The sequence below is a fragment of the Paracoccus binzhouensis genome (assembly GCF_016446475.1).
Lineage (GTDB): Bacteria > Pseudomonadota > Alphaproteobacteria > Rhodobacterales > Rhodobacteraceae > Paracoccus > Paracoccus binzhouensis.
In genome coordinates this window covers 1-18,057 of record NZ_JAEHFP010000090.1, presented here as the reverse complement: position 1 = coordinate 18,057, position 18,057 = coordinate 1, and the positions used below count along the sequence as shown (strand labels likewise).

Below are 18,057 nucleotides of genomic sequence, written 5' to 3'. Positions count from 1 at the left end.
TGGCGCCCGGCTGGGCGCAGCCCGCGGCCACCGTCCCGGCCATCGCGCCCGCCACCGCCCAGGCCCCGGCCATCGCGCCGGTGGCGCCGCCCCGGCCCAGGGCGCTGATCTCGATCACCCGCGACGAGATCGAGCAGGCGCAATATGACGGCGGCGACCTGCCCGCCGGCCAGTCGGCGCTGACCGCCAAGGTGCAGGTGCTGCTGGACCGCTCGGGCATCTCGCCGGGCGTGGTGGACGGCTGGCGCGGCGGCATGAGCGAAAGCGCCATCAAGGCCTTCCAGCGCCGCGCGGGCCTGGCGGCGACCGGGCGCATGGACCATGCGGTCTGGGACCTGCTGCAGGGCTATGGCCTGTCGCCGCTGACCGCCGATTACACCATCACCGAGGAAGACGCGACCGGCCTGGTGGACAACATCCCCGCCGACTATGCCCAGAAGGCGGCGATGACCTCGCAGGGCTATACCAGCGTGCTGGAGAAGCTGGCCGAGCGCTTCCACATGGACGAGAAATTCCTCGCCAAGCTCAATCCCGGCGCCGCCTTCCAACCCGGCGAGATCATCCATGTCACCGTCCCGGCCAAGCCGATTCGCGCCAGCGTGACCCGGATCATCGTCGACAAGCAGACCCGCCGCGTCTCTGCCTATGACGCCCGCGGCAGGCTGGTCGCGGATTATCCGGCCACGGTGGGCTCGGCCGACACGCCCTCGCCGCATGGCAATCACAGCGTCGATGCAGTGGCGCTGAACCCGACCTATACCTACAACCCGCATCGCAACTTCAAGCAGGGCGAGAACGACCGGGTGCTGACCATCCCGCCGGGGCCGAACGCGCCGGTCGGCAATGTCTGGATCGACCTGAGCGAGCCCACCTATGGCATCCACGGAACCGCCACCCCCTCGCAGCTGTTCCTGAACCAGTCGCATGGCTGCGTGCGGCTGACGAACTGGGATGCCTGGGAACTGGCGCATATGGTGAAGCCGAAGGTGACGACCGTGGAATTCCTCGCCCCCGGGGTCAGCATCGCCGATGTGACCGGGGTTTCGGCCGGGGCCTCGCCGCTGGTCGCGGCATCGCAGACGGCGGTGACGGCCACCATCGCCGGCACCCGCCCGGTGCCACGCGGCAACCGGGTGCCGCCGCAGGTGCTGGCCGCCGAGACGCCGGTCCAGGCCGAAGCCGCCACCGTCATGCCGGCCGCCGCCGCGATCACGGAAACCGCGATCCCCGAGGCCGCCATTGCCGAGGCCGCCGCATCCACCGCCGCCGCCATCGCCGGGCCCGCCATCGCCGAACCCTCGCCGCTGGTCATCACCCCGGCGACGCCCGGCTCGACCGAGCCGCTGGTGCCGGCGACCCCCGCCCCCGCCATCCCCGGCGAGGAGCCCGAATACCCCTCGGATGTCACCCTGCCCGAGACCCTGCCGGGCCAGCCCCAGGGCAGCGTGACGCTGTATCCGCAGGTCCAGGCGCCCTGAGGATGCGCGGGCTGGCGCTGATCCTGATGGCGCTGCCGGGCTTGGCCATGGCGCAAGAGGCGCCGGCGCCGCGCCCGGCTGCGCCCATGGAACACCCGGCCCCGCGCCCGGACCCCGAAGCCGCGCCGCCCGCCGGCGAAACGGGGAAAAAGCCCGAGCCCGAACGTGACAGGAAACCCCGGCCCGCAGCGGCAAAGCCGGCCGCCGCCGAAGCGGAGCGGCCGGAAACCGAGCCCGCCGACCCGCCGGGCCCGCCCATCCACGCCACCCTGCGGGAAAGCGATTTCGACTATTCCGCCTGCCTGCTGGCATTGACGCTGCTCGGCGCGGATTACAGCGAACAGGCGCCGGTCACCGATCCCCGGCAGCGCGATTGCGGCATCGACCGGCCGATCCTGCTGCGCGCGCCGCTGCCGGGCATCGAGATCCCGGGCGGCGCGCTGATGCGCTGCGACACGGCGCGCCACCTGGCGCTTTGGCTGCGCGATTTCGTGCGCCCGGCCGCCGCCCTGCTGCCCGACCAGCCCAGGCTGGCGGCGCTGGAGCCCGGCTCGACCTATCAATGCCGGGCCACGGTCGGCAATGACGGCGCCAAGCTCTCGGAACATGCCTTCGGCAACGCCTTCGACATCGCCGCCTTCCGCTTCGAGGACGGCACCCGGATCGCCGTCGCGCCCCGCAAGGACAGCGGCGACTGGTCGGAAGCCTTCCAGAGGGCCGTGCGCGGCACCGCCTGCCTGCATTTCACCACGGTCCTCGGCCCCGGCGCCAATGCGGCACATGACGACCACCTGCATCTGGACATCAAGCAACGGAACGGCGGCTGGCGGCTATGCCAGTGACTCAACGCCGGACCCGGTCGAGCTCCAGGTATTCCGGGTCGAAGCGCGCCAGCCGTGCCAGCCGCGACCAATCCAGGATCTGGACCTCGCCGCCGGTCCAGCGGATCAACCCTCCGGCGCGCAGGTCGCGCACGGCGCGGTTCACATGGATCGAGGTATAGCCCAGGATATCGGCCAGTTCCTTCTGCAGCAGCGGCAGGACGAAGCGGTGATCCTGCGCCGCGCCGACGCTGGCCAGCCGGGTGTAGAGTTCGCACAGCAGATGCGCCAGATGCGCGCTCGAGCGCAGCGAGGCCGCCGCCACCAGCCATTGCCGGTGGATCGCCGCGTCGATCACCGTGGCCATCCACAAAAGCCGGGTCAGATGCGGGAATTCCTGGGTGACGCGCCGCAGATCGGCATGGTCGACGAATTCGACCTCAGATTCGCCGACCGAGACCACGTCATGTTCCAGCCCCGCCAGCACGAAGCCGTGCAGGTCGACGAAATCCCCCGGCACATGCAGGGCGGTGATCACCCGCTCGCCCGGGCGCCCGGCCAGCTCGTGCTGACGCGCCGCCATGCCGCGCAGCATCATGCAGCTGCGCGTCGCCAGCCGGCCGCGGGGCACGATCACCTCGCCCGGGCGAAAGCGGGCATGCAGGGTGGGGATCGTGCGCAGGCAGGCAATGTCCGATTCGGACAGCAGATCCCTTCGCTGCAGGTAGCGGACAAAATATTCGGTGATCGCCATGACGCTCCTCGGCTCGACCGCGGGAGAGTGTCAACGCGGCGGCGGCGCTGCAATCACCCCGGGACTCCGGTCAACATTTATCAATCATGCCACAAACCTGCAGGATTCGCGCGCGTCCTTCCGGTCAGACGGCCCGCGCCGGCGCCGCACCCAGGGCCTCGGCGAGACGCGCGAAGCTGTGCTGCGCATCGGGGCTGGAGCAAGTGAAGAACTGGTCCAGCGCCGGGTAAAGCCGCACCGCCTCGTCCAGCTTCGGGTCCGATCCCTGCGCGTAAAGCCCGGCCCGGATCATCAGCTCGGATTCGGCGTAAAGGCCCAGGACCGCCCGCGCCCGGGCGATCAGCGCATTCTCGGCCGGCGTCGCCGCCTGCGGCAACGAGCGCGAAACCGAGCGCAGCACGTTCACCGCCGGGAACCGGCCGCGCTCGGCGATGGCGCGGTCCAGCACCACATGGCCGTCCAGCACGCCGCGCAGGATGTCGGCCACCGGCTCCTCCATGTCGGACCCCGCGACGAGCACGCTGAAGATCGCGGTGATGTCGCCCGCCCCCGCGGGCCCCGGCCCCGACCGCTCGGCCAGCGACATGATCAGATGCGAGACCGAAGGCGGAAAGCCGCGATAGCTGGGGCTTTCGCCGGCGGCGAGCGCGATCTCGCGATGCGCCTCGGCGAAGCGGGTGATCGAATCGGCCAGGAACAGCACATGCCGGCCCTGGTCGCGGAAATGCTCGGCCACGGTCATTGCCGCCCAGGCGCATCGCCGCCGCATCAGGGGCGACTGGTCCGAGGTCGCCGCCACCACCACCGAGCGCGCCATGCCCTCCTCGCCCAGGGTCTCCTCGACGAATTCGCGCAGTTCGCGCCCGCGCTCGCCGACCAGGGCGATCACCACCACGTCGGCCGAGACCCCCTTGGCCAGGGCCGAGAGCAGCGTGGACTTGCCGACGCCCGAGCCCGCGAACAGCCCCATGCGCTGGCCGCGCACCAAGGGCAGCAGCGTGTCGAAGACCGCCAGCCCGGTATCCAGCCGCCCGCCCAGCCGGTTGCGCAGGGCAGCCGGCGGCGGCGCGGGGCGAAAGCCGCGCTCCTCGCCGCCGGCAAGCAGGGGGCGGCCGTCCAGCGGCCTGCCGAACGGGTCGATGATTCGCCCGATCCAGGCATTGGCCGGCGCCAGCGAGGGCGCGAAGACCAGCTCGACCTGGGTGCCGATCGACAGCCCGTCCATCGGCCCCTCGGACAGGATCGCCGCCTGGCCGGAATGCAGCGCCACGATCTCTCCGGCCAGGCCGCCCCCGGAACCCATTGAAAACACGACGCGGTCGCCCAAGGAGGCATGGCTGCTGAGTCCGCTTGCCAGGATCAGCCCCCCCTGGATGGCGCTGACCCGGCCGAAATGCCGGGTCATGCGCAGGCGGCGCATCCGGGCCGCGATAGACTGCATTTTATTCATTCCGTTTCCCTTTTCCGCAGCAGGCCGGGGCCGCGAAAGGGTTTCTAAACCTATTGGGGTTAAGACCCGGTTATCGGAACAGGGGAGAAGCCTCGATGTTTGACCGGATCGAAACCCTGCGGATGGCCAGCGCGCTGACGGCCCATGCGGCCGAACGCCAGAAGCTGATCGCTCGCAACGTCGCCAATGCCGACACGCCCGGCTTCCGCTCGCGCGACCTTGCCGGCTTCGCGGACACCTATCGCTCGGATGTCGCGGCCGAGATGCGCGCCTCGCGTCCCGGCCACCTGACCGGGGTCGGCTGGGGCGGCGGGGCCGCGCGCATCCTGGATGCCGGGGGCGAGCCGGCCCCGAACGGCAATACCGTCTCGATCGAGGAGGAGATGTTCCGCAGCGCCGCGGCCAAGCGCGAATTCGACCTGTCGCTGGCGGTGACGAAATCCTCGCTGGCGTTGATCCGCACCAGTATCGGACGGAGGAGCTGACCATGGCCGATTCGCTCTCGGCGACCGAGCTGGCTGTCTCGGGGATGAAATCGCAATCCGTGCGGCTGCGCCATATCTCGGAAAACATCGCCAATGCCGACACGCCGGGCTATCGCCGCAAGGTGGTGGCCTTTCAGGAACAGGTCGATTTCGGCCGCCCGACCGGCGCCGTCGCCGCCGGCCCGACCCGATTCGACCGACGCGAGCTGCCGCGCGTCTTCGACCCGGCCCATCCGATGGCCGATGACGAGGGCTATTACGCCGGTTCGAATGTCGATCTGGTCATCGAGATCGCCGACGCCAAGGAGGCCAGCCGCAGCTACGAGGCCAATCTGCGCGTCTTCGAACAATCCCGGCAGATGGGCAGCGCGCTGCTGGACCTGATCCGCCGCTAAGGGGAACCGCCATGATTTCTTCGACACTCGCCGCAACTGCCGCCGCAACGGCCTATGACCGCGCCCGCCCCGCCGTCGCCCCGGCCGAGGGCCTGCCGCAGGGCGTGACCGCCGCCGCCAGCGATTTCGCCAGGGTGATGGAGCAGGTCGACCTTGCCGCCACCGGCGCCATGACGGGCCGGAGCGACACGCATGAGCTGGTGCAAAGCATCGCCCAGGCCGAGATCGCGCTCGAGACCGTGGTCGCCATCCGCGACAAGGTGGTCGAGGCCTACCAGGAAATCCTGCGCATGCCGGTCTGAGGGACAGCCATGGACGAGAACCTGATCTTCGACCTGACCCGCCAGGCGCTGTGGATCGCGGTGCGCATGTCGGCGCCGCTGCTGATCGTGGCGCTGGTCGCCGGCGTGGTGATCGGCCTGTTCCAGGCGCTGACCTCGGTGCAGGAGATGACGCTGACCTTCGTGCCCAAGATCGGCCTGATGCTGGTGGTGTTCTGGGTCAGCATGAGCTTCATGACCGCAACCCTGGCCAGCTTCTTCACCGACCAGATCCTGCCGCAGATCGCGGGCTCCTAGGCCATGGACAACGGTATCTACGTCGCCCTGACCCGGCAATCCGGCCTGATGCGCGAGATGCGCACGGTCGCCAACAACATCGCCAATGCCAACACCACCGGCTTCCGGCGCGAGGGGGTGGTGTTCTCGGAATACATGGTGCCGCTCGACCGCCGGGGCGAGACGCTGGCCATGGCCAATGGCCGCGGCCGGATGATCGATCTCGGTGCCGGCGGCATGACCCAGACCAACGGCCAGTTCGACATGGCCATCGACGGCGACGGCTTCCTGATGGTGCAGACCCCGCAGGGCAACCGCCTGACCCGGGCCGGCGCCTTCATGACCAATGCCGAGGGCGAGCTGGTCAACCCGGACGGCCACCAGCTGCTCGACGACGGCCAGGCCCCGATCGTGATTCCCGCCGGGGTGCGCAGCGTCGGCATCGGCACCGACGGCACCGTCTCGGCCGACGGCAACCCGGTCGGCCGGATCGGCGTCTTCGCCGCGCCGGAGCCGGCGAAGCTGCGGCACGAGGCCGGCACGCTCTTCGACCCCGGCGGCGCGGTCGAGCCGGTGGAGGAGCCCGTCCTCCGCCAGGGCTTCCTCGAGGACTCCAACGTCGATCCGGTGCTGGAGCTGTCGCGCATGATCGAGGTCCAGCGCGCCTATGAGCTGGGCCAAAGCTTCCTCGACCGCGAGGACCAGCGCATCCGCCAGACCATCACCTCCCTGAGCCGGTGAAAGGACAGGACATGAGAGCCCTTCAGATCGCAGCCACCGGGATGAGCGCGCAGCAGATGCGCGTCGAGGTCATCTCGAACAACCTCGCCAACATGTCGACCACGGGCTACAACGCCCGGCGGGCCGAATTCGCCGACCTGCAATATCAGCAGGCCACCCGGCCGGGCACGCTGACCGCCACGAACGGCACCATGGTTCCCGCCGGCGTCCAGCTGGGCCTGGGCGTGCGGCCGGCCAGCGTCACCATCATGCCGGCCCAGGGGTCGCTGACCGAAACCAAGGGCGACCTGGACATCGCCATCGACGGCAGCGGCTATCTGGAAGTCACCCTGCCCTCGGGCCTCTCGGCCTATACCCGCGACGGCAGCCTGAAACGCTCGGCCGAGGGGCAGGTCGTCACTTCCGAGGGCTATCCGCTGGTCCCCGACATCACCATCCCCCAGGACGCACGCAGCATCTCGATCAACGCCAATGGCGAGGTCTTCGCCTATTTCAGCGACCGCGTCGAACCCGAGAACCTGGGCCAGATCACCCTGGCCAATTTCGTCAACGTGAAGGGGCTCGAGGCGGTCGGCTCGAACCTGTTCCTGGAAACCGTGGCCTCGGGGCCGCCGCAGGTCGCCACGCCGGGGCAAGAGGGGCTGGGCACCATCCGCTCGGGATTCCTGGAGGAAAGCGCCGTCGACCCGGTGCGCGAGATCGCCGAGCTGATCAAGGCGCAGCGCGGCTACGAACTGAACTCGAAGGTGATCACCGCCGCCGACCAGATGCTGGGCACCACGGTGCAGGTGCGCTGATGAAAGCCCTGGTCCTCCTGCTGCTCATGCTGCCGCAAGCGGCGCTGGCCGGATCGGTGGTGGCCACGCGCACCCTGCCCGCCGGCACCGTGATCGCCCCCGGCGACGTCGCCATCGCCAAGGACCAGCCCGGCGGGGTCGAGGATGTCGCGCAGGTCGCCGGCCAGCAGCTGCGGGTCATGGTCTACCAGGGTCGGCGCATCGACCCGTCCTTCCTGACCGCGCCCACGCTGGTCGGCCGCAACCAGATCGTCACCATCGCCTACGAGAAATCCGCCCTGCGCATCGAGGCCGAGGGCCGCGCCCTTTCCGCCGGCAGCGTCGGCCAGATCATCCGTGTCATGAACAACGCATCGCGCGTCACCGTCTCGGGCCGTGTCGCCCCGGACGGCACCGTCGTCGTCGAGCAGAACTGAAAGAGATCCCATGCCCTACGCCACGCCCCTTCGCCCCGGCTTCCTGATCGGGACCGCGCTCGTCGCCCTGTCGCTCTCGGCCTGCGACCGGGTCGCACAGGTCGGCCGGGTACCCGACATGACCGAGCCGGAAAGCAGCGTCGAATTCCAGGCCATGACATCGCAGGGCCATGGCATGCAGGAGCTGCCGGACCGCCCGGACAGCGCCGCGTCGCTCTGGACCGGCGCGCGGAATTCGCTGGTGGCGGACCGGCGCGCCTCGGCCCGCGGCGATATCCTGACCGTGGTCATCGAGATCGACGACAGCGCCGAGATCCAGAACAGTTCGGGCCGCAGCCGCGCCTCGGCCGACAAGGTCAGCATCCCCTCGATGATGGGCCTGCCGCAGCGCATCGACGAGGCGCTGCCCGAGGGCGCCAGCATGGACGAGCTGGCCGAGGCCAAGGCCTCCTCCAGCTTCAAGGGCAGCGGCAACATCTCGCGCCGCGACAAGCTGACCCTGCGAGTCGCCGCGACCGTGGTCGACCGCCTGCCCAACGGTGTGCTGCGCATCCAGGGCACGCAGGAGGTGCGGGTAAATTACGAGGTGCGCGAGCTGACGGTCAGCGGCTTCGTCCGCCCTTCGGATATCGGCCGGCGCAACGAGATATCCTATGACCGCATCGCCGGCGCCCGCATCTCCTATGGCGGCCGCGGCCAGATCAGCGACGTCCAGCAGCCGCGCTATGGCCAGCAGATCGCCGACATCGTCCTGCCCTATTAAGGAAGCCCGGCCGTGAAGAAGATCCTGATCCTGCTCGTGCCCCTGCTGGCCTTCGTCGGCGGCGCGATCGGCGGCGACATGCTGCATGCGGCGAAAGACGAGGACAAGACGGCAGCGGCATCGCCCGAGACCGAGACCGAGACCGAGCCGGCGCATGCCGACGCGGAGGAGGCGAAGGAGGCGGATGCCGAGGCCGGCGCCGGACATAGCGCGGAAGAGGAGGCCGGGCACGGCGCCGCGGCCGAGGGGCACGACGCCACCGCCGGGGGCCATGGCGCCGGTGCCGAGGACGAATCCGGCCTCGACTGGTTCAAATTCCCCAACCAGTTCTTCGTGCCGATCATGCGCAACGGCAGCCCGACCGCGATCATGGTCCTGTCGCTGACCATCGAGATGCCGGCCTCGGCCCGGCCCGAGATCGAGGCGCAGGAACATCGCCTGCGCGACGCCTTGCTGAACGCGCTGATGATCCAGGCGAATACCGGCGGCTTCGACGGCAATTTCACCGCCGAGCCGGCCCTGCAGCGCCTGCGCGCGGCGCTGCTGGCCGCCGGCCGGAAGGCGGCGGGGCCCGGCGTGCAGCGCATCCTGATCGAGGATATCGGCCGGCAGGAGCAATAGCCGGCGCCGCCGCACGCCAGCACTGGCCGGGCGGCGCCGATCGGTATATGGGCATCGCGTCGCTTCGGAGACCGCATGCACCCGCCGATCACCATCGCCCTGGCCAGCTATAACGGCGCGCGCTTCCTGCGCGCCCAGCTCGACAGCATCGCCGCGCAAAGCGTGACCAACTGGCGGCTTCTGGTGTCCGACGACGGCTCGACCGATGGCGCGCGGCAGATCCTGGACGCATTCGCCGCCACCCACCCCAGGGGCCAGGTCGAGGTGATCGAGGGGCCGCGGCGCGGATCGACGCAGAACTTCCTGCATCTGACCGCGCGCGCCGATCCCGGCGGGTGGCTGGCCTATGCCGACCAGGACGATGTCTGGCATCCCGACCGCCTGGCGCGCGGCGCGGCTTTTCTGGCCGACAGGAAGGGTGCCGCGATCTGGGCCGCGCGAACCACGATCTGCGACGAGGCACTGACCCCCATCGCCCCGGCGCCGCATTTCCCCGGCCCCTTCGGTTTTCGCAATGCGCTGGTGCAGTCGGCGCTGCCGGGCAACACCATCCTGGCCAATGCCGAGGCGCTGCGGATCCTGCAGGCGGCCACCTCCGCGGCCCAGGCCGCCGGTGTCCATGCCCATGACTGGTGGGCCTATCAGGTGCTTTCCGGGGCGGGGGCCGCGATCCGGCGAGACAGCGCCCAGGTCCTGCTCTATCGCCAGCACCCGGGCAATCTGATGGGCCGCAACGACACGGCCAGAGCCAAGGCCAGCCGCGCCTCGATGCTGGCGGATGGCAGCTTCGCCGGCTGGCTGGGGCGCAACCAGCGCGCGCTGGAACCCGTGGCGCATCTGCTCCTGCCCGAGAACAGGGAGTTGCTGCAGCGCTTCGGCCGGGTGCTGCGGGCGAGCGGGCCGGAAGCGCTTGTCCAGATCCTGAGGATGCGGCTTTACCGGCAAAGCCGGCGCGGAACCGCGGCCCTGCTGGTCGCGGCCCTTGCCGGCCGGCTCCGCCAGCCGCGGCAGGCCACGGGCCGATGAACGACGGGCAAACGGGCTATCCCAGCAGGCGCGCCAGATAGGCGCCATACTGGTTCTTGGCGAATTTCCGCGCCTGCTGCTGCAGCGTGGCGGCGTCGATCCAGCCCTTGTCGAAGGCGATCTCCTCGGGGCAGCCGGTCTGCAGCCCCTGGCGCTGTTCCAGCGTGCGCACGAAATTGCCGGCATCCAGCAGGCTCGCATGCGTGCCGGTGTCGAGCCAGGCAAAGCCGCGGCCCATCTGCTCGACCGTCAGGCTGCCCTCGTGCAGATAGGTTTCCAGCAGGGTGGTGATCTCCAGCTCGCCGCGGGCCGAGGGGCGCACCTCGCGCGCGCGGGCGGGCGCGGTGCCGTCCAGGAAATAAAGCCCGGTGACGGCGTAATCCGAAGGCGGCTGCTCGGGCTTCTCGATGATGGCGCTGGCCTTGCCGTGATCGTCGAAGGCGACGACGCCATAGCGTTCCGGGTCGGCGACGCGATAGCCGAAAACCGTGCCGCCCCGGGTCCGCCGATCGGCGGCGGCCAGCAGCAGCGGCAGGCCGTGGCCGAAGAAGATGTTGTCGCCCAGCACCATGGCCGACGGGCTGCCGGCCAGGAACGCCTCGGCCAGCAGATAGGCCTGGGCCAGCCCGTCGGGCGAGGGCTGCACCAGGTAGTCGAAGCGCAGCCCCCATTGGCTGCCGTCGCCCAAGAGGCGGCGGAACTGCTCCTGGTCCTCGGGCGTGGTGATGATGGCGATCTCGCGGATGCCGGACAGCATCAGCACGGTGATCGGGTAATAGATCATCGGCTTGTCATAGATCGGCAGCAGCTGCTTCGACACGCCCATGGTGATCGGATAAAGCCGCGTGCCCGAGCCGCCGGCCAGGATGATGCCCTTGCGGCCGCTGGCGGGATGTTCGGATGGGGTCATGGTTTCAGCTCCTGCAAGACCTGGGCGAGACCGGCGCGCCAGTCGGGGCGGTTGATGCCGAAATCCCGCAGAATGGCGGCGCAATCCAGGCGCGAATTGGCCGGGCGCCGGGCGGGGGTGGGATAATCCGCCGTGGCAATATCGGTCACACGGCAGGAAAGCCCCGCCTGCGCCATGATCTCGCGCGCGAAGCCGGCCCAGCTGGTATCGGGCGCCCCGGCGAAGTGATAGAGGCCGCCGCGCCCCGCATCGGCGCACATGGCCGCCAGCATGGTCAGGCAGGCGGCGGCGATGTCGGCCGCAGGCGTCGGGCCGCCCTGCTGGTCGGCAACGACGCGCAGTGCGTCGCGCTCGGCGCCCAGCCGCAGCATGGTCCGGACGAAATTCGCGCCATGGGCCGAGAACACCCAGGAGGTACGCAGCACCGCCCATTGCCCGCCGGCGGCGGCGACGCCCTGCTCTCCCGCCAGTTTCGAGGCACCGTAGACGCCCAGGGGGCCGGTCGGGTCGGTTTCGGACCAGGGCCGCGCGCCCGAGCCGTCGAAGACGTAATCGGTCGAGAGATGCAGGAAGGGCAGGCCCAGGTCCGCCGCCGCCCGGGCCATGGCGGCGGGAGCCTCGGCATTGATCCTGTGCGCCAGGTCGGGCTCGGATTCGGCGCGGTCCACAGCGGTGTAAGCCGCGGCGTTCAGCACCGCCGCGCAACCCGAGGCGCGGATCGCCGCGGCGCAGGCCGCCGGGTCGGAAAGATCGGCCCGGTCGCGGGACAGGAAGCGCGCCCCGGGCGCCAGCCGCGCCAGCTCGGTCGCGACCTGCCCCGTGCGGCCGAAGACCAGCAGGCCCTTCATGCCGTGCCGAGCCTTTCGCCCACCCCCTGCCGGCCCAGCAGCGGCCGCCACCAGTCCTCGTTCGCCAGATACCATTCCACGGTCCGCCTCAGCCCCTCCTCGACCGTGACCGAGGGGCGCCAGCCCAGCTCGGTGCGGATGCGCGAGGGGTCGATGGCATAGCGCCGGTCGTGGCCGGGCCGGTCGGCGACGAAGCTGATCAGCCGCTCATGCGGCGCGGCATCCGGGCGCAGCCGGTCCATATGCGCGCAGATCGTGCGCACCAGGTCGATGTTTCTGGCCTCGTTCTCGCCGCCGATGTTGTAGCTGCGGCCGATGCGGCCCTTTTCCAGCACCAGCAGCAGCGCCTCGGCGTGATCCTCGACATAGAGCCAGTCGCGGACATTGCCGCCGTCGCCGTAGACCGGGATCGGCCGGCCGTGCAGCGCGTTCAGGATCACCACCGGCACCAGCTTTTCCGGGAAGTGGAAGGGCCCGTAATTGTTCGAGCAATTGGTCAGCACCACCGGCAGGCCATAGGTCTCGTGCCAGGCGCGGACCAGGTGGTCCGAGGCGGCTTTCGAGGCCGAATAGGGGCTGCGCGGGTCGTAGGGCGTGGCTTCGGTGAACTGGCCGGTCTCGCCCAGCGAGCCGAAAACCTCGTCGGTCGAGATGTGGTGGAAGCGGAAGCCCTCGGGCCGGCCCTGCCCGGTCCACCAGGCGCGCGCGGCTTCCAGAAGGTTGCAGGTGCCGGTGACGTTGGTCTCGATGAAGGTGGCCGGCCCGTCGATCGAGCGATCGACATGGCTTTCCGCGGCCAGGTGCATGATCGCGTCGGGCCGGTGCTCGGCCAGGATGCGGTCCAGCGCCGCGCGGTCGCGGATGTCGGCGCGTTCAAAGGCATAGCGCGGGCTGCCGGCGACCGAGGCGACGTTTTCCAGATTGGCGGCATAGGTCAGCGAATCCAGGTTCACCACCCGATGCCCCCGCGCCACCGCCAGCCGCACCACCGCCGAGCCGATGAATCCCGCGCCGCCGGTCACCAGAATCTTCATAATCTCGCCTCGTAATCAAAAGGCCCCTCATAGGTGAAGGGGCTGTCGAACGCGTTCAGGGCCGGGGCCGCGGCATCCTTGGCCGACAGGATCGGCCGGCCGTCGAGGCCCCAGTCGATGCCGATACTGTCCCAGGCCACCGCCCCGTCGCAATCCGGCGCGTAATGATCGGTACATTTGTAAAGGATTTCCGTCTCGGGCTCCCGGGTCAGGAAACCGTGCAGGAAGCCCGGCGGGATCCAGAGCTGGCGGCCGTTCTGGAAGGACAGCTCGGCGCCGAACCACTTTCCATAGGTCGGGCTGCCCTTGCGGATGTCCACGGCCACGTCGAAGAGCCGCCCGCGCCCGCAGCGCACCAGCTTGCCCTGGGCATGCGGCGGCGCCTGGAAATGCAGGCCGCGCAATGTCCCGCAAGCCAATGACAACGAATGGTTATCCTGCACGAATTCCGGCAGGTCCACCCCGGCCTCGTGCAGCAGCCTGCGGTTCCAGCTTTCCGAGAAGAACCCGCGGTCGTCGCCGAAGCGCCGGGGAACAAGCACCAGAACGCCCGGCAGCGCCGTCTTTTCGATCTGCATCCCTATCTACCAGACTAGCTCCACGCGGGATCGTATGGAGGAACCCAACACGGCGCGCAAGGGCTGCGCCGGCACCCAACCTATGCCCGCAGCCGTTAAAATGCACGGGGAATAATGCGTGACTTCACGGAGCGAGTCATCGCCTTGTTGGGCCATGGGACATTGCCCCGGAACCACCATGATCTGCCACAAGCGAAGCCGGCCATGCGCTATCGTCACGTTGCCACCTATTCCGGCGCAGACGCGCCTTTCGTGACCAATATCACCGACCTGCGGACCCATGCGGGCCCGGACGGGCATGCGCTCTACAGCCTGACCCATATGGGCGGCGGCATGGTGGCCTGGCGCATCGCCGCCGCCGACCAGCCAATCGAGATGATGACGGCACAGGCCTATCCGGCCGGCATCGGCTATGCCGGCCTGCCCACGGCCAGCATCGTGACACTGGACGGCGCGCCGGTGCTGATCGGCACCGGGCTGCGCGCGGAACCGGGGCCCGGCTTCCGCCTGGACGGCCAGGGCAGTTTCCAGGAGGCCGCCGGGCCGGTCGCCCTGCCCGCCGACCTGATCCGGCTGGAGCAGTTCCAGACGCCGCTGGGCGATTTCCTGTGCACGGCGCAGGACGGGCGGACCGCCATCGACATCTGGCGCATCGGTGCCGATGGCCGGCTGGACCATGTGACGCGGGCGGCGCTGCCGGCGGGCTCGGGCGTGCAGGGGACCGAGATCGACGCGCTGCATGTCGCCGCCCTGGCCGACCGCAGCTTCATCATCACCGCCTCGGGGATGGGCAACTACGTCTCGGTGCAGATAGTGCTGGCCGACGGCCGGCTGGGGCCGGCGCAGATGCTCTGGTCCTATCGCGGGCTCGGCATGGACCAGCCCAGCCACCTGGGCACGGTCAGCGTGGCCGGGATGACCTATCTGGTGATCGCCGGTGCGCAAAGCTCCTCCCTGACCACCATGCGGCTGACCTATGGCGGCGAGCTGCTGCCGGCCGACCATGTCCTCGACGAGCGCACGACCCGCTTTTCCGGCGCCACGGCGCTGGAGACGGTGACCATGGACGGCCGCGCCTTCGTCTTCGTCGGCGGCGGCGACGACGGGATCAGCGTCTTCACCGTCTTGCCCGACGGCAAGCTCTTGCACCTGGCCACGCTGGTCGATGCCGACGACCGGACGCTGGCCGATGTCTCGGCCCTGTCGGCGGCGGTGATCGACGGTCGGATCGCGCTCTTCGCCTCGTCCCGGACCGAAGGCGGCATCACCCAATTCGTCTTCGAGCCGGGCGGCATCGGCGGCACCGGCGTGGTCGGGACCGGCCGCCAGACCGGCACCGAAGCCAGCGACATGATGCAGGCCGGTGCCGGCACCACGCATCTCGAGGGCGGCGCGGGCGATGACATCCTGATCGCCGGGGCCGAGCCGCTGCGGATGACCGGCGGCAACGGCGCCGACATCTTCGTCGTCAGGGAGGTCGACGGCAAGATCGTCATCACCGATTTCGAGCCGGGCGTGGACCGGCTGGACCTGTCCTTCCTGGGCATGATCCGCAGCACCGACCAGCTGGTGTTTCGCCCGCAAGCCTTCGGCATCAAGATCTTCTACGGCGATTCTGTGATCTGGGTGACCACCCCCGACAACAGCATGCTGCAGGCCAGCGCCTTCGACAATTCGCTTTTCCCCATCGCCCATTACGAGGCCCCCGACATGCGCACCACCGTCTCCGGCACCCTGCGGAACGATACCCTCAGCGCCGGCCGCAACGGCTCGAACGTCTTCGGCTATGCTGGCAACGACCTGCTGCTGGGCGGTGCCGGCAATGACGACCTTTTCGGCGCGCCCGGCAACGACACGCTGCGCGGCGGCGACGGCAACGACCGCGCCTTCGGCGCCCTCGGCCTCGACCGACTGTTCGGCGGCAACGGCAACGACCGGCTATGGGCCGGCGCGGGCAACGACACGCTGGCCGGCGGCGCCGGCGCCGACATCCTGCGGGGCGAGGCCGGCCACGACCTGCTGCATGGCGAGGCCGGCGACGATGCGATGTTCGACCTGCTGGGCAACAACACGCTTTGGGGCGGCGACGGCGGCGACCGGATGCAGACCGGCGCCGGCACCGACCGGCTTTACGGCGGATCGGGCCATGACACGCTGATCGCCGGCGCCGGCCTGGACTATCTTTTCGGCGGGCTGAGCAATGACAGCATGGCGGGCGGGCTGGGCATCGACACGCTGCTGGGCGCCGGCGGCAATGACTGGATCGACGGCGGGGCGGGGAATGACAGCCTGGATGGCGGCTCCGGCAACGATACCCTCTATGGCGGCGACGGGCAGGACCTGATCCTGGGCGGCGACGGCAACGACCGCATGACCGACATGCTGGGCAACGGCACGCTCTGGGGCGGCGGCGGCAACGACCGGATGCAGACCGGCGCCGGCACCGACCGGCTGCATGGCGGGCCGGGCGACGACACGCTGATCGCCGGCCCCGGTTTCGACTACCTGCTGGGCGGGCTGGGCAATGACAGCCTGAACGGCGGCGACGGCATCGACACGCTGCTGGGCGCCGAGGGCGACGACCGCATGGACGGCGGCCGCGGTCTGGACAATCTCGATGGCGGGACGGGACGGGACACGCTGATCGGCGGCGACGGCCATGATCTGCTGAACGGCGCCGAGGACGACGACGCGCTGCATGGCGGCTTCGGCCATGACACGCTTTTCGGCATGGCCGGGGCCGATCTGATGAACGGCAACCAGGACCATGACCTGATGTTCGGCGGTGCCGACAACGACAGCATGCTGGGCGGCTTGGGCAACGATGCCGTGCATGGCGAGTCGGGCGACGATTCTCTGGACGGCGGGCCGGGGAACGACATGCTTTCCGGCGGGGTCGGCAACGACCTGATCCTGGGCGGCGACGGTCATGACGTGATCGACGGCGGCATCGGCAACGACATGCTTTCCGGCGGCCTGGGTCACGACCTGCTCGACGGCGGCGAGGGCGACGACCGGCTGGCGGGCGGCGCCGGCCTCGACAGCCTGACCGGCGGCACCGGGGCGGATGTCTTCGTCTTTTCCGATGTCGCCGCCCTGGAAGGCGGCAGCGATGCGATCACGGATTTCCAGCCCGGCGAGGACCGGATCGACCTGTCGGGCCTCGGCCTGAGCTTCATCGGCGAGACCGCCTTCTCGGCCAATGGCAGCGGGCAGGTGCGCATGGACTGGACGCAGCCCGAGGCGCACCGGCTTCAGATCGACGGCGACGGCGACGGCAATGCCGACCTGACCATCGAGCTGGGCGCCCTGGAGACGCTGAACGCGTCCGACCTGCTGCTCTAGCGTTCCAGCAGGTCGCGATAGGTGCGCTCGAGCAGCATAAGCCCCAGCACCAGCAGCACCAGCGAGACGCCGATCACCAGTTCCTGGCTGATATAGCTGCCCTGATAGGTCGGGTAGATGCCCTGCCGCATCAGGCCGATGCAATGGATCAGCGGGTTGTACCACAGGATGTTCTGGGCCTGGCTGGGCATCAGGTCATAGGTGAAGAAGATCCCCGACATCAGGAAAAGCGGCCGGGTGGCGATCTGCCAGACCCGCTCCCAGATCGGGAAGGCGGTCATCAGGTAGCAGTTCATCGTCCCCACCCCGACCGCCAGCAGGGTGACCAGCAGCAGCGCCTCGAAGACCGAGGCCAGGTTCACCACCACCGGCAGCTGGTAGATCACATAGATGCCGGTGATGACGATGGCGATCACCGCGATATGCGTCAGCGCGTTCAGCAGCACCCGGGCGATCATCGCGTCGATGAAGGTGACGCTGGGATAGGCCAGGAACGGGCGCGAGAACCGGATCGAGCTGGCGACCTTGTTCGTCAGGTCGTTGAACATGGCAAAGGGCAGGAAGCCGGTCGCGTAGAACAGCGGGAAATTGGTGCCCAGCCCCGGCGTCTGCAGCGCCAGGCTGAAGATCACCGACAGCAGCGTCACCCCCAGCACCGGCTCGAGCACCGCCCAGATATAGCCGCCGGCCGACCGGCCATAGGTCGTCGCCATCTCGCGCAGCATCAGCGCGAAGATGATGCGCATCATGCGAAAGCGCGGCCCGTGGCGATACGGGCGCTGCGGTCGGCGGTTACCGGAGGAAATGTCGGACATGTGAACGCAAAAGCTGGTCTTGGCGGGCAGCAATATGTAACAACTGCACGGAAAAGGTAAACCAGCGAAAGCGCCACTGCTGTGACCACCCCCACCACCCCGGCCGGAGGCCAGGCCGGCCAGCCGGCCGCCCAACAGCACGATCCCGCGCGCCCTGCCCCCAGCCCGGCGCCGGCGGGCCCGGCCCAGCCCGGCCCGAACCGGCCGTTCCACGCCCAGCCCG

General features: G+C 69.5%; 20 protein-coding genes. 13 read left to right on the top strand and 7 right to left on the bottom strand.

Annotated features, from left to right (window positions below; translation table 11 throughout):
• Both I9P22_RS17795 and I9P22_RS17790 read left to right on the top strand, forming a co-directional pair.
• A partial coding sequence (locus tag I9P22_RS17795) for a L,D-transpeptidase family protein (protein WP_199260833.1) occupies positions 1 to 1,478 on the top strand: 1,478 nt, incomplete at its 5' end.
• A 2-nt stretch (positions 1,479 to 1,480) separates the two neighbouring features.
• Positions 1,481 to 2,320: an extensin-like domain-containing protein gene (locus I9P22_RS17790; protein WP_199260832.1), complete on the top strand. Its 840-nt coding sequence runs from the start codon at positions 1,481 to 1,483 to the stop codon at positions 2,318 to 2,320.
• Between the two features lies 1 nt (position 2,321).
• On the opposite strand, the gene I9P22_RS17785 is transcribed toward I9P22_RS17790, so the two are convergent.
• Both I9P22_RS17785 and I9P22_RS17780 read right to left on the bottom strand, forming a co-directional pair.
• Positions 2,322 to 3,053, bottom strand: a complete 732-nt coding sequence (locus I9P22_RS17785) for a Crp/Fnr family transcriptional regulator (protein WP_199260831.1) — start codon at positions 3,051 to 3,053, stop codon at positions 2,322 to 2,324.
• Positions 3,054 to 3,177: 124 nt separating this feature from the next.
• Positions 3,178 to 4,494: a FliI/YscN family ATPase gene (locus I9P22_RS17780; RefSeq protein ID WP_199260830.1), complete on the bottom strand. Its 1,317-nt coding sequence runs from the start codon at positions 4,492 to 4,494 to the stop codon at positions 3,178 to 3,180.
• A gap of 104 nt (positions 4,495 to 4,598) precedes the next feature.
• On the opposite strand from I9P22_RS17780, the gene I9P22_RS17775 reads away from it, so the two are divergent.
• The 10 genes from I9P22_RS17775 to I9P22_RS17730 all read left to right on the top strand — a co-directional run bounded on the left by I9P22_RS17775 (position 4,599) and on the right by I9P22_RS17730 (position 10,304).
• Positions 4,599 to 4,988: a FlgB family protein gene (locus tag I9P22_RS17775; protein ID WP_199260829.1), complete on the top strand. Its 390-nt coding sequence runs from the start codon at positions 4,599 to 4,601 to the stop codon at positions 4,986 to 4,988.
• A gap of 2 nt (positions 4,989 to 4,990) precedes the next feature.
• Positions 4,991 to 5,383, top strand: a complete 393-nt coding sequence (gene flgC / locus I9P22_RS17770; protein ID WP_199260828.1) for a flagellar basal body rod protein FlgC — start codon at positions 4,991 to 4,993, stop codon at positions 5,381 to 5,383.
• Between the two features lie 11 nt (positions 5,384 to 5,394).
• Complete coding sequence (locus I9P22_RS17765) at positions 5,395 to 5,685, top strand: flagellar hook-basal body complex protein FliE (RefSeq protein ID WP_199260827.1); 291 nt, start codon at positions 5,395 to 5,397, stop codon at positions 5,683 to 5,685.
• A 9-nt stretch (positions 5,686 to 5,694) separates the two neighbouring features.
• Positions 5,695 to 5,961, top strand: a complete 267-nt coding sequence (locus I9P22_RS17760) for a flagellar biosynthetic protein FliQ (protein ID WP_019352202.1) — start codon at positions 5,695 to 5,697, stop codon at positions 5,959 to 5,961.
• A 3-nt stretch (positions 5,962 to 5,964) separates the two neighbouring features.
• On the top strand, positions 5,965 to 6,681 hold the full coding sequence (locus tag I9P22_RS17755; protein WP_199260826.1) for a flagellar hook-basal body complex protein: 717 nt from the start codon (positions 5,965 to 5,967) through the stop codon (positions 6,679 to 6,681).
• 11 nt (positions 6,682 to 6,692) lie between these two features.
• Complete coding sequence (gene flgG / locus I9P22_RS17750) at positions 6,693 to 7,478, top strand: flagellar basal-body rod protein FlgG (protein ID WP_199260825.1); 786 nt, start codon at positions 6,693 to 6,695, stop codon at positions 7,476 to 7,478.
• A complete protein-coding gene (gene flgA, locus I9P22_RS17745; protein WP_199260824.1) occupies positions 7,478 to 7,894 on the top strand; it encodes a flagellar basal body P-ring formation chaperone FlgA in 417 nt (138 codons plus the stop codon). Before flgG ends, flgA begins: the two co-directional genes overlap by 1 nt.
• Positions 7,895 to 7,904: 10 nt before the next feature.
• Positions 7,905 to 8,657, top strand: coding sequence for a flagellar basal body L-ring protein FlgH (flgH, locus tag I9P22_RS17740; RefSeq protein ID WP_199260823.1), 753 nt, complete (start codon positions 7,905 to 7,907; stop codon positions 8,655 to 8,657).
• Between the two features lie 12 nt (positions 8,658 to 8,669).
• Complete coding sequence (locus I9P22_RS17735) at positions 8,670 to 9,278, top strand: hypothetical protein (protein ID WP_199260822.1); 609 nt, start codon at positions 8,670 to 8,672, stop codon at positions 9,276 to 9,278.
• 75 nt (positions 9,279 to 9,353) lie between these two features.
• Positions 9,354 to 10,304 carry a glycosyltransferase gene (locus I9P22_RS17730; RefSeq protein WP_199260821.1) on the top strand — a complete coding sequence of 317 codons (951 nt, stop codon included), beginning with the start codon at positions 9,354 to 9,356 and terminating at the stop codon, positions 10,302 to 10,304.
• A 16-nt stretch (positions 10,305 to 10,320) separates the two neighbouring features.
• Here the strand turns inward: I9P22_RS17730 and rfbA are convergent, their stop codons facing one another.
• The 4 genes from rfbA to rfbC are packed head-to-tail and all read right to left on the bottom strand — an operon-like array spanning position 10,321 to position 13,674.
• Entirely contained in the window at positions 10,321 to 11,214 is an 894-nt protein-coding gene (gene rfbA, locus I9P22_RS17725; protein ID WP_199260820.1) for a glucose-1-phosphate thymidylyltransferase RfbA, read from the bottom strand.
• Positions 11,211 to 12,062 (bottom strand): dTDP-4-dehydrorhamnose reductase, encoded by an 852-nt coding sequence (rfbD, locus tag I9P22_RS17720; RefSeq protein ID WP_199260819.1) that lies wholly within the window; start codon positions 12,060 to 12,062, stop codon positions 11,211 to 11,213. Before rfbD ends, rfbA begins: the two co-directional genes overlap by 4 nt.
• Positions 12,059 to 13,096: a dTDP-glucose 4,6-dehydratase gene (gene rfbB, locus I9P22_RS17715; protein ID WP_199260818.1), complete on the bottom strand. Its 1,038-nt coding sequence runs from the start codon at positions 13,094 to 13,096 to the stop codon at positions 12,059 to 12,061. The genes rfbD and rfbB overlap by 4 nt, the downstream gene beginning before the upstream one ends.
• A complete protein-coding gene (gene rfbC / locus I9P22_RS17710) occupies positions 13,093 to 13,674 on the bottom strand; it encodes a dTDP-4-dehydrorhamnose 3,5-epimerase (protein WP_199260817.1) in 582 nt (193 codons plus the stop codon). Before rfbC ends, rfbB begins: the two co-directional genes overlap by 4 nt.
• 204 nt (positions 13,675 to 13,878) lie before the next feature.
• Between rfbC and I9P22_RS17705 the strand changes: the two genes are divergently transcribed.
• A complete protein-coding gene (locus tag I9P22_RS17705) occupies positions 13,879 to 17,019 on the top strand; it encodes a calcium-binding protein (RefSeq protein ID WP_199260816.1) in 3,141 nt (1,046 codons plus the stop codon).
• Here I9P22_RS17705 and I9P22_RS17700 read toward each other — a convergent pair.
• On the bottom strand, positions 17,016 to 17,768 hold the full coding sequence (locus tag I9P22_RS17700) for an ABC transporter permease (RefSeq protein ID WP_199260815.1): 753 nt from the start codon (positions 17,766 to 17,768) through the stop codon (positions 17,016 to 17,018). The genes I9P22_RS17705 and I9P22_RS17700 overlap by 4 nt on opposite strands.
• Positions 17,769 to 18,057: the final 289 nt, after the last annotated feature.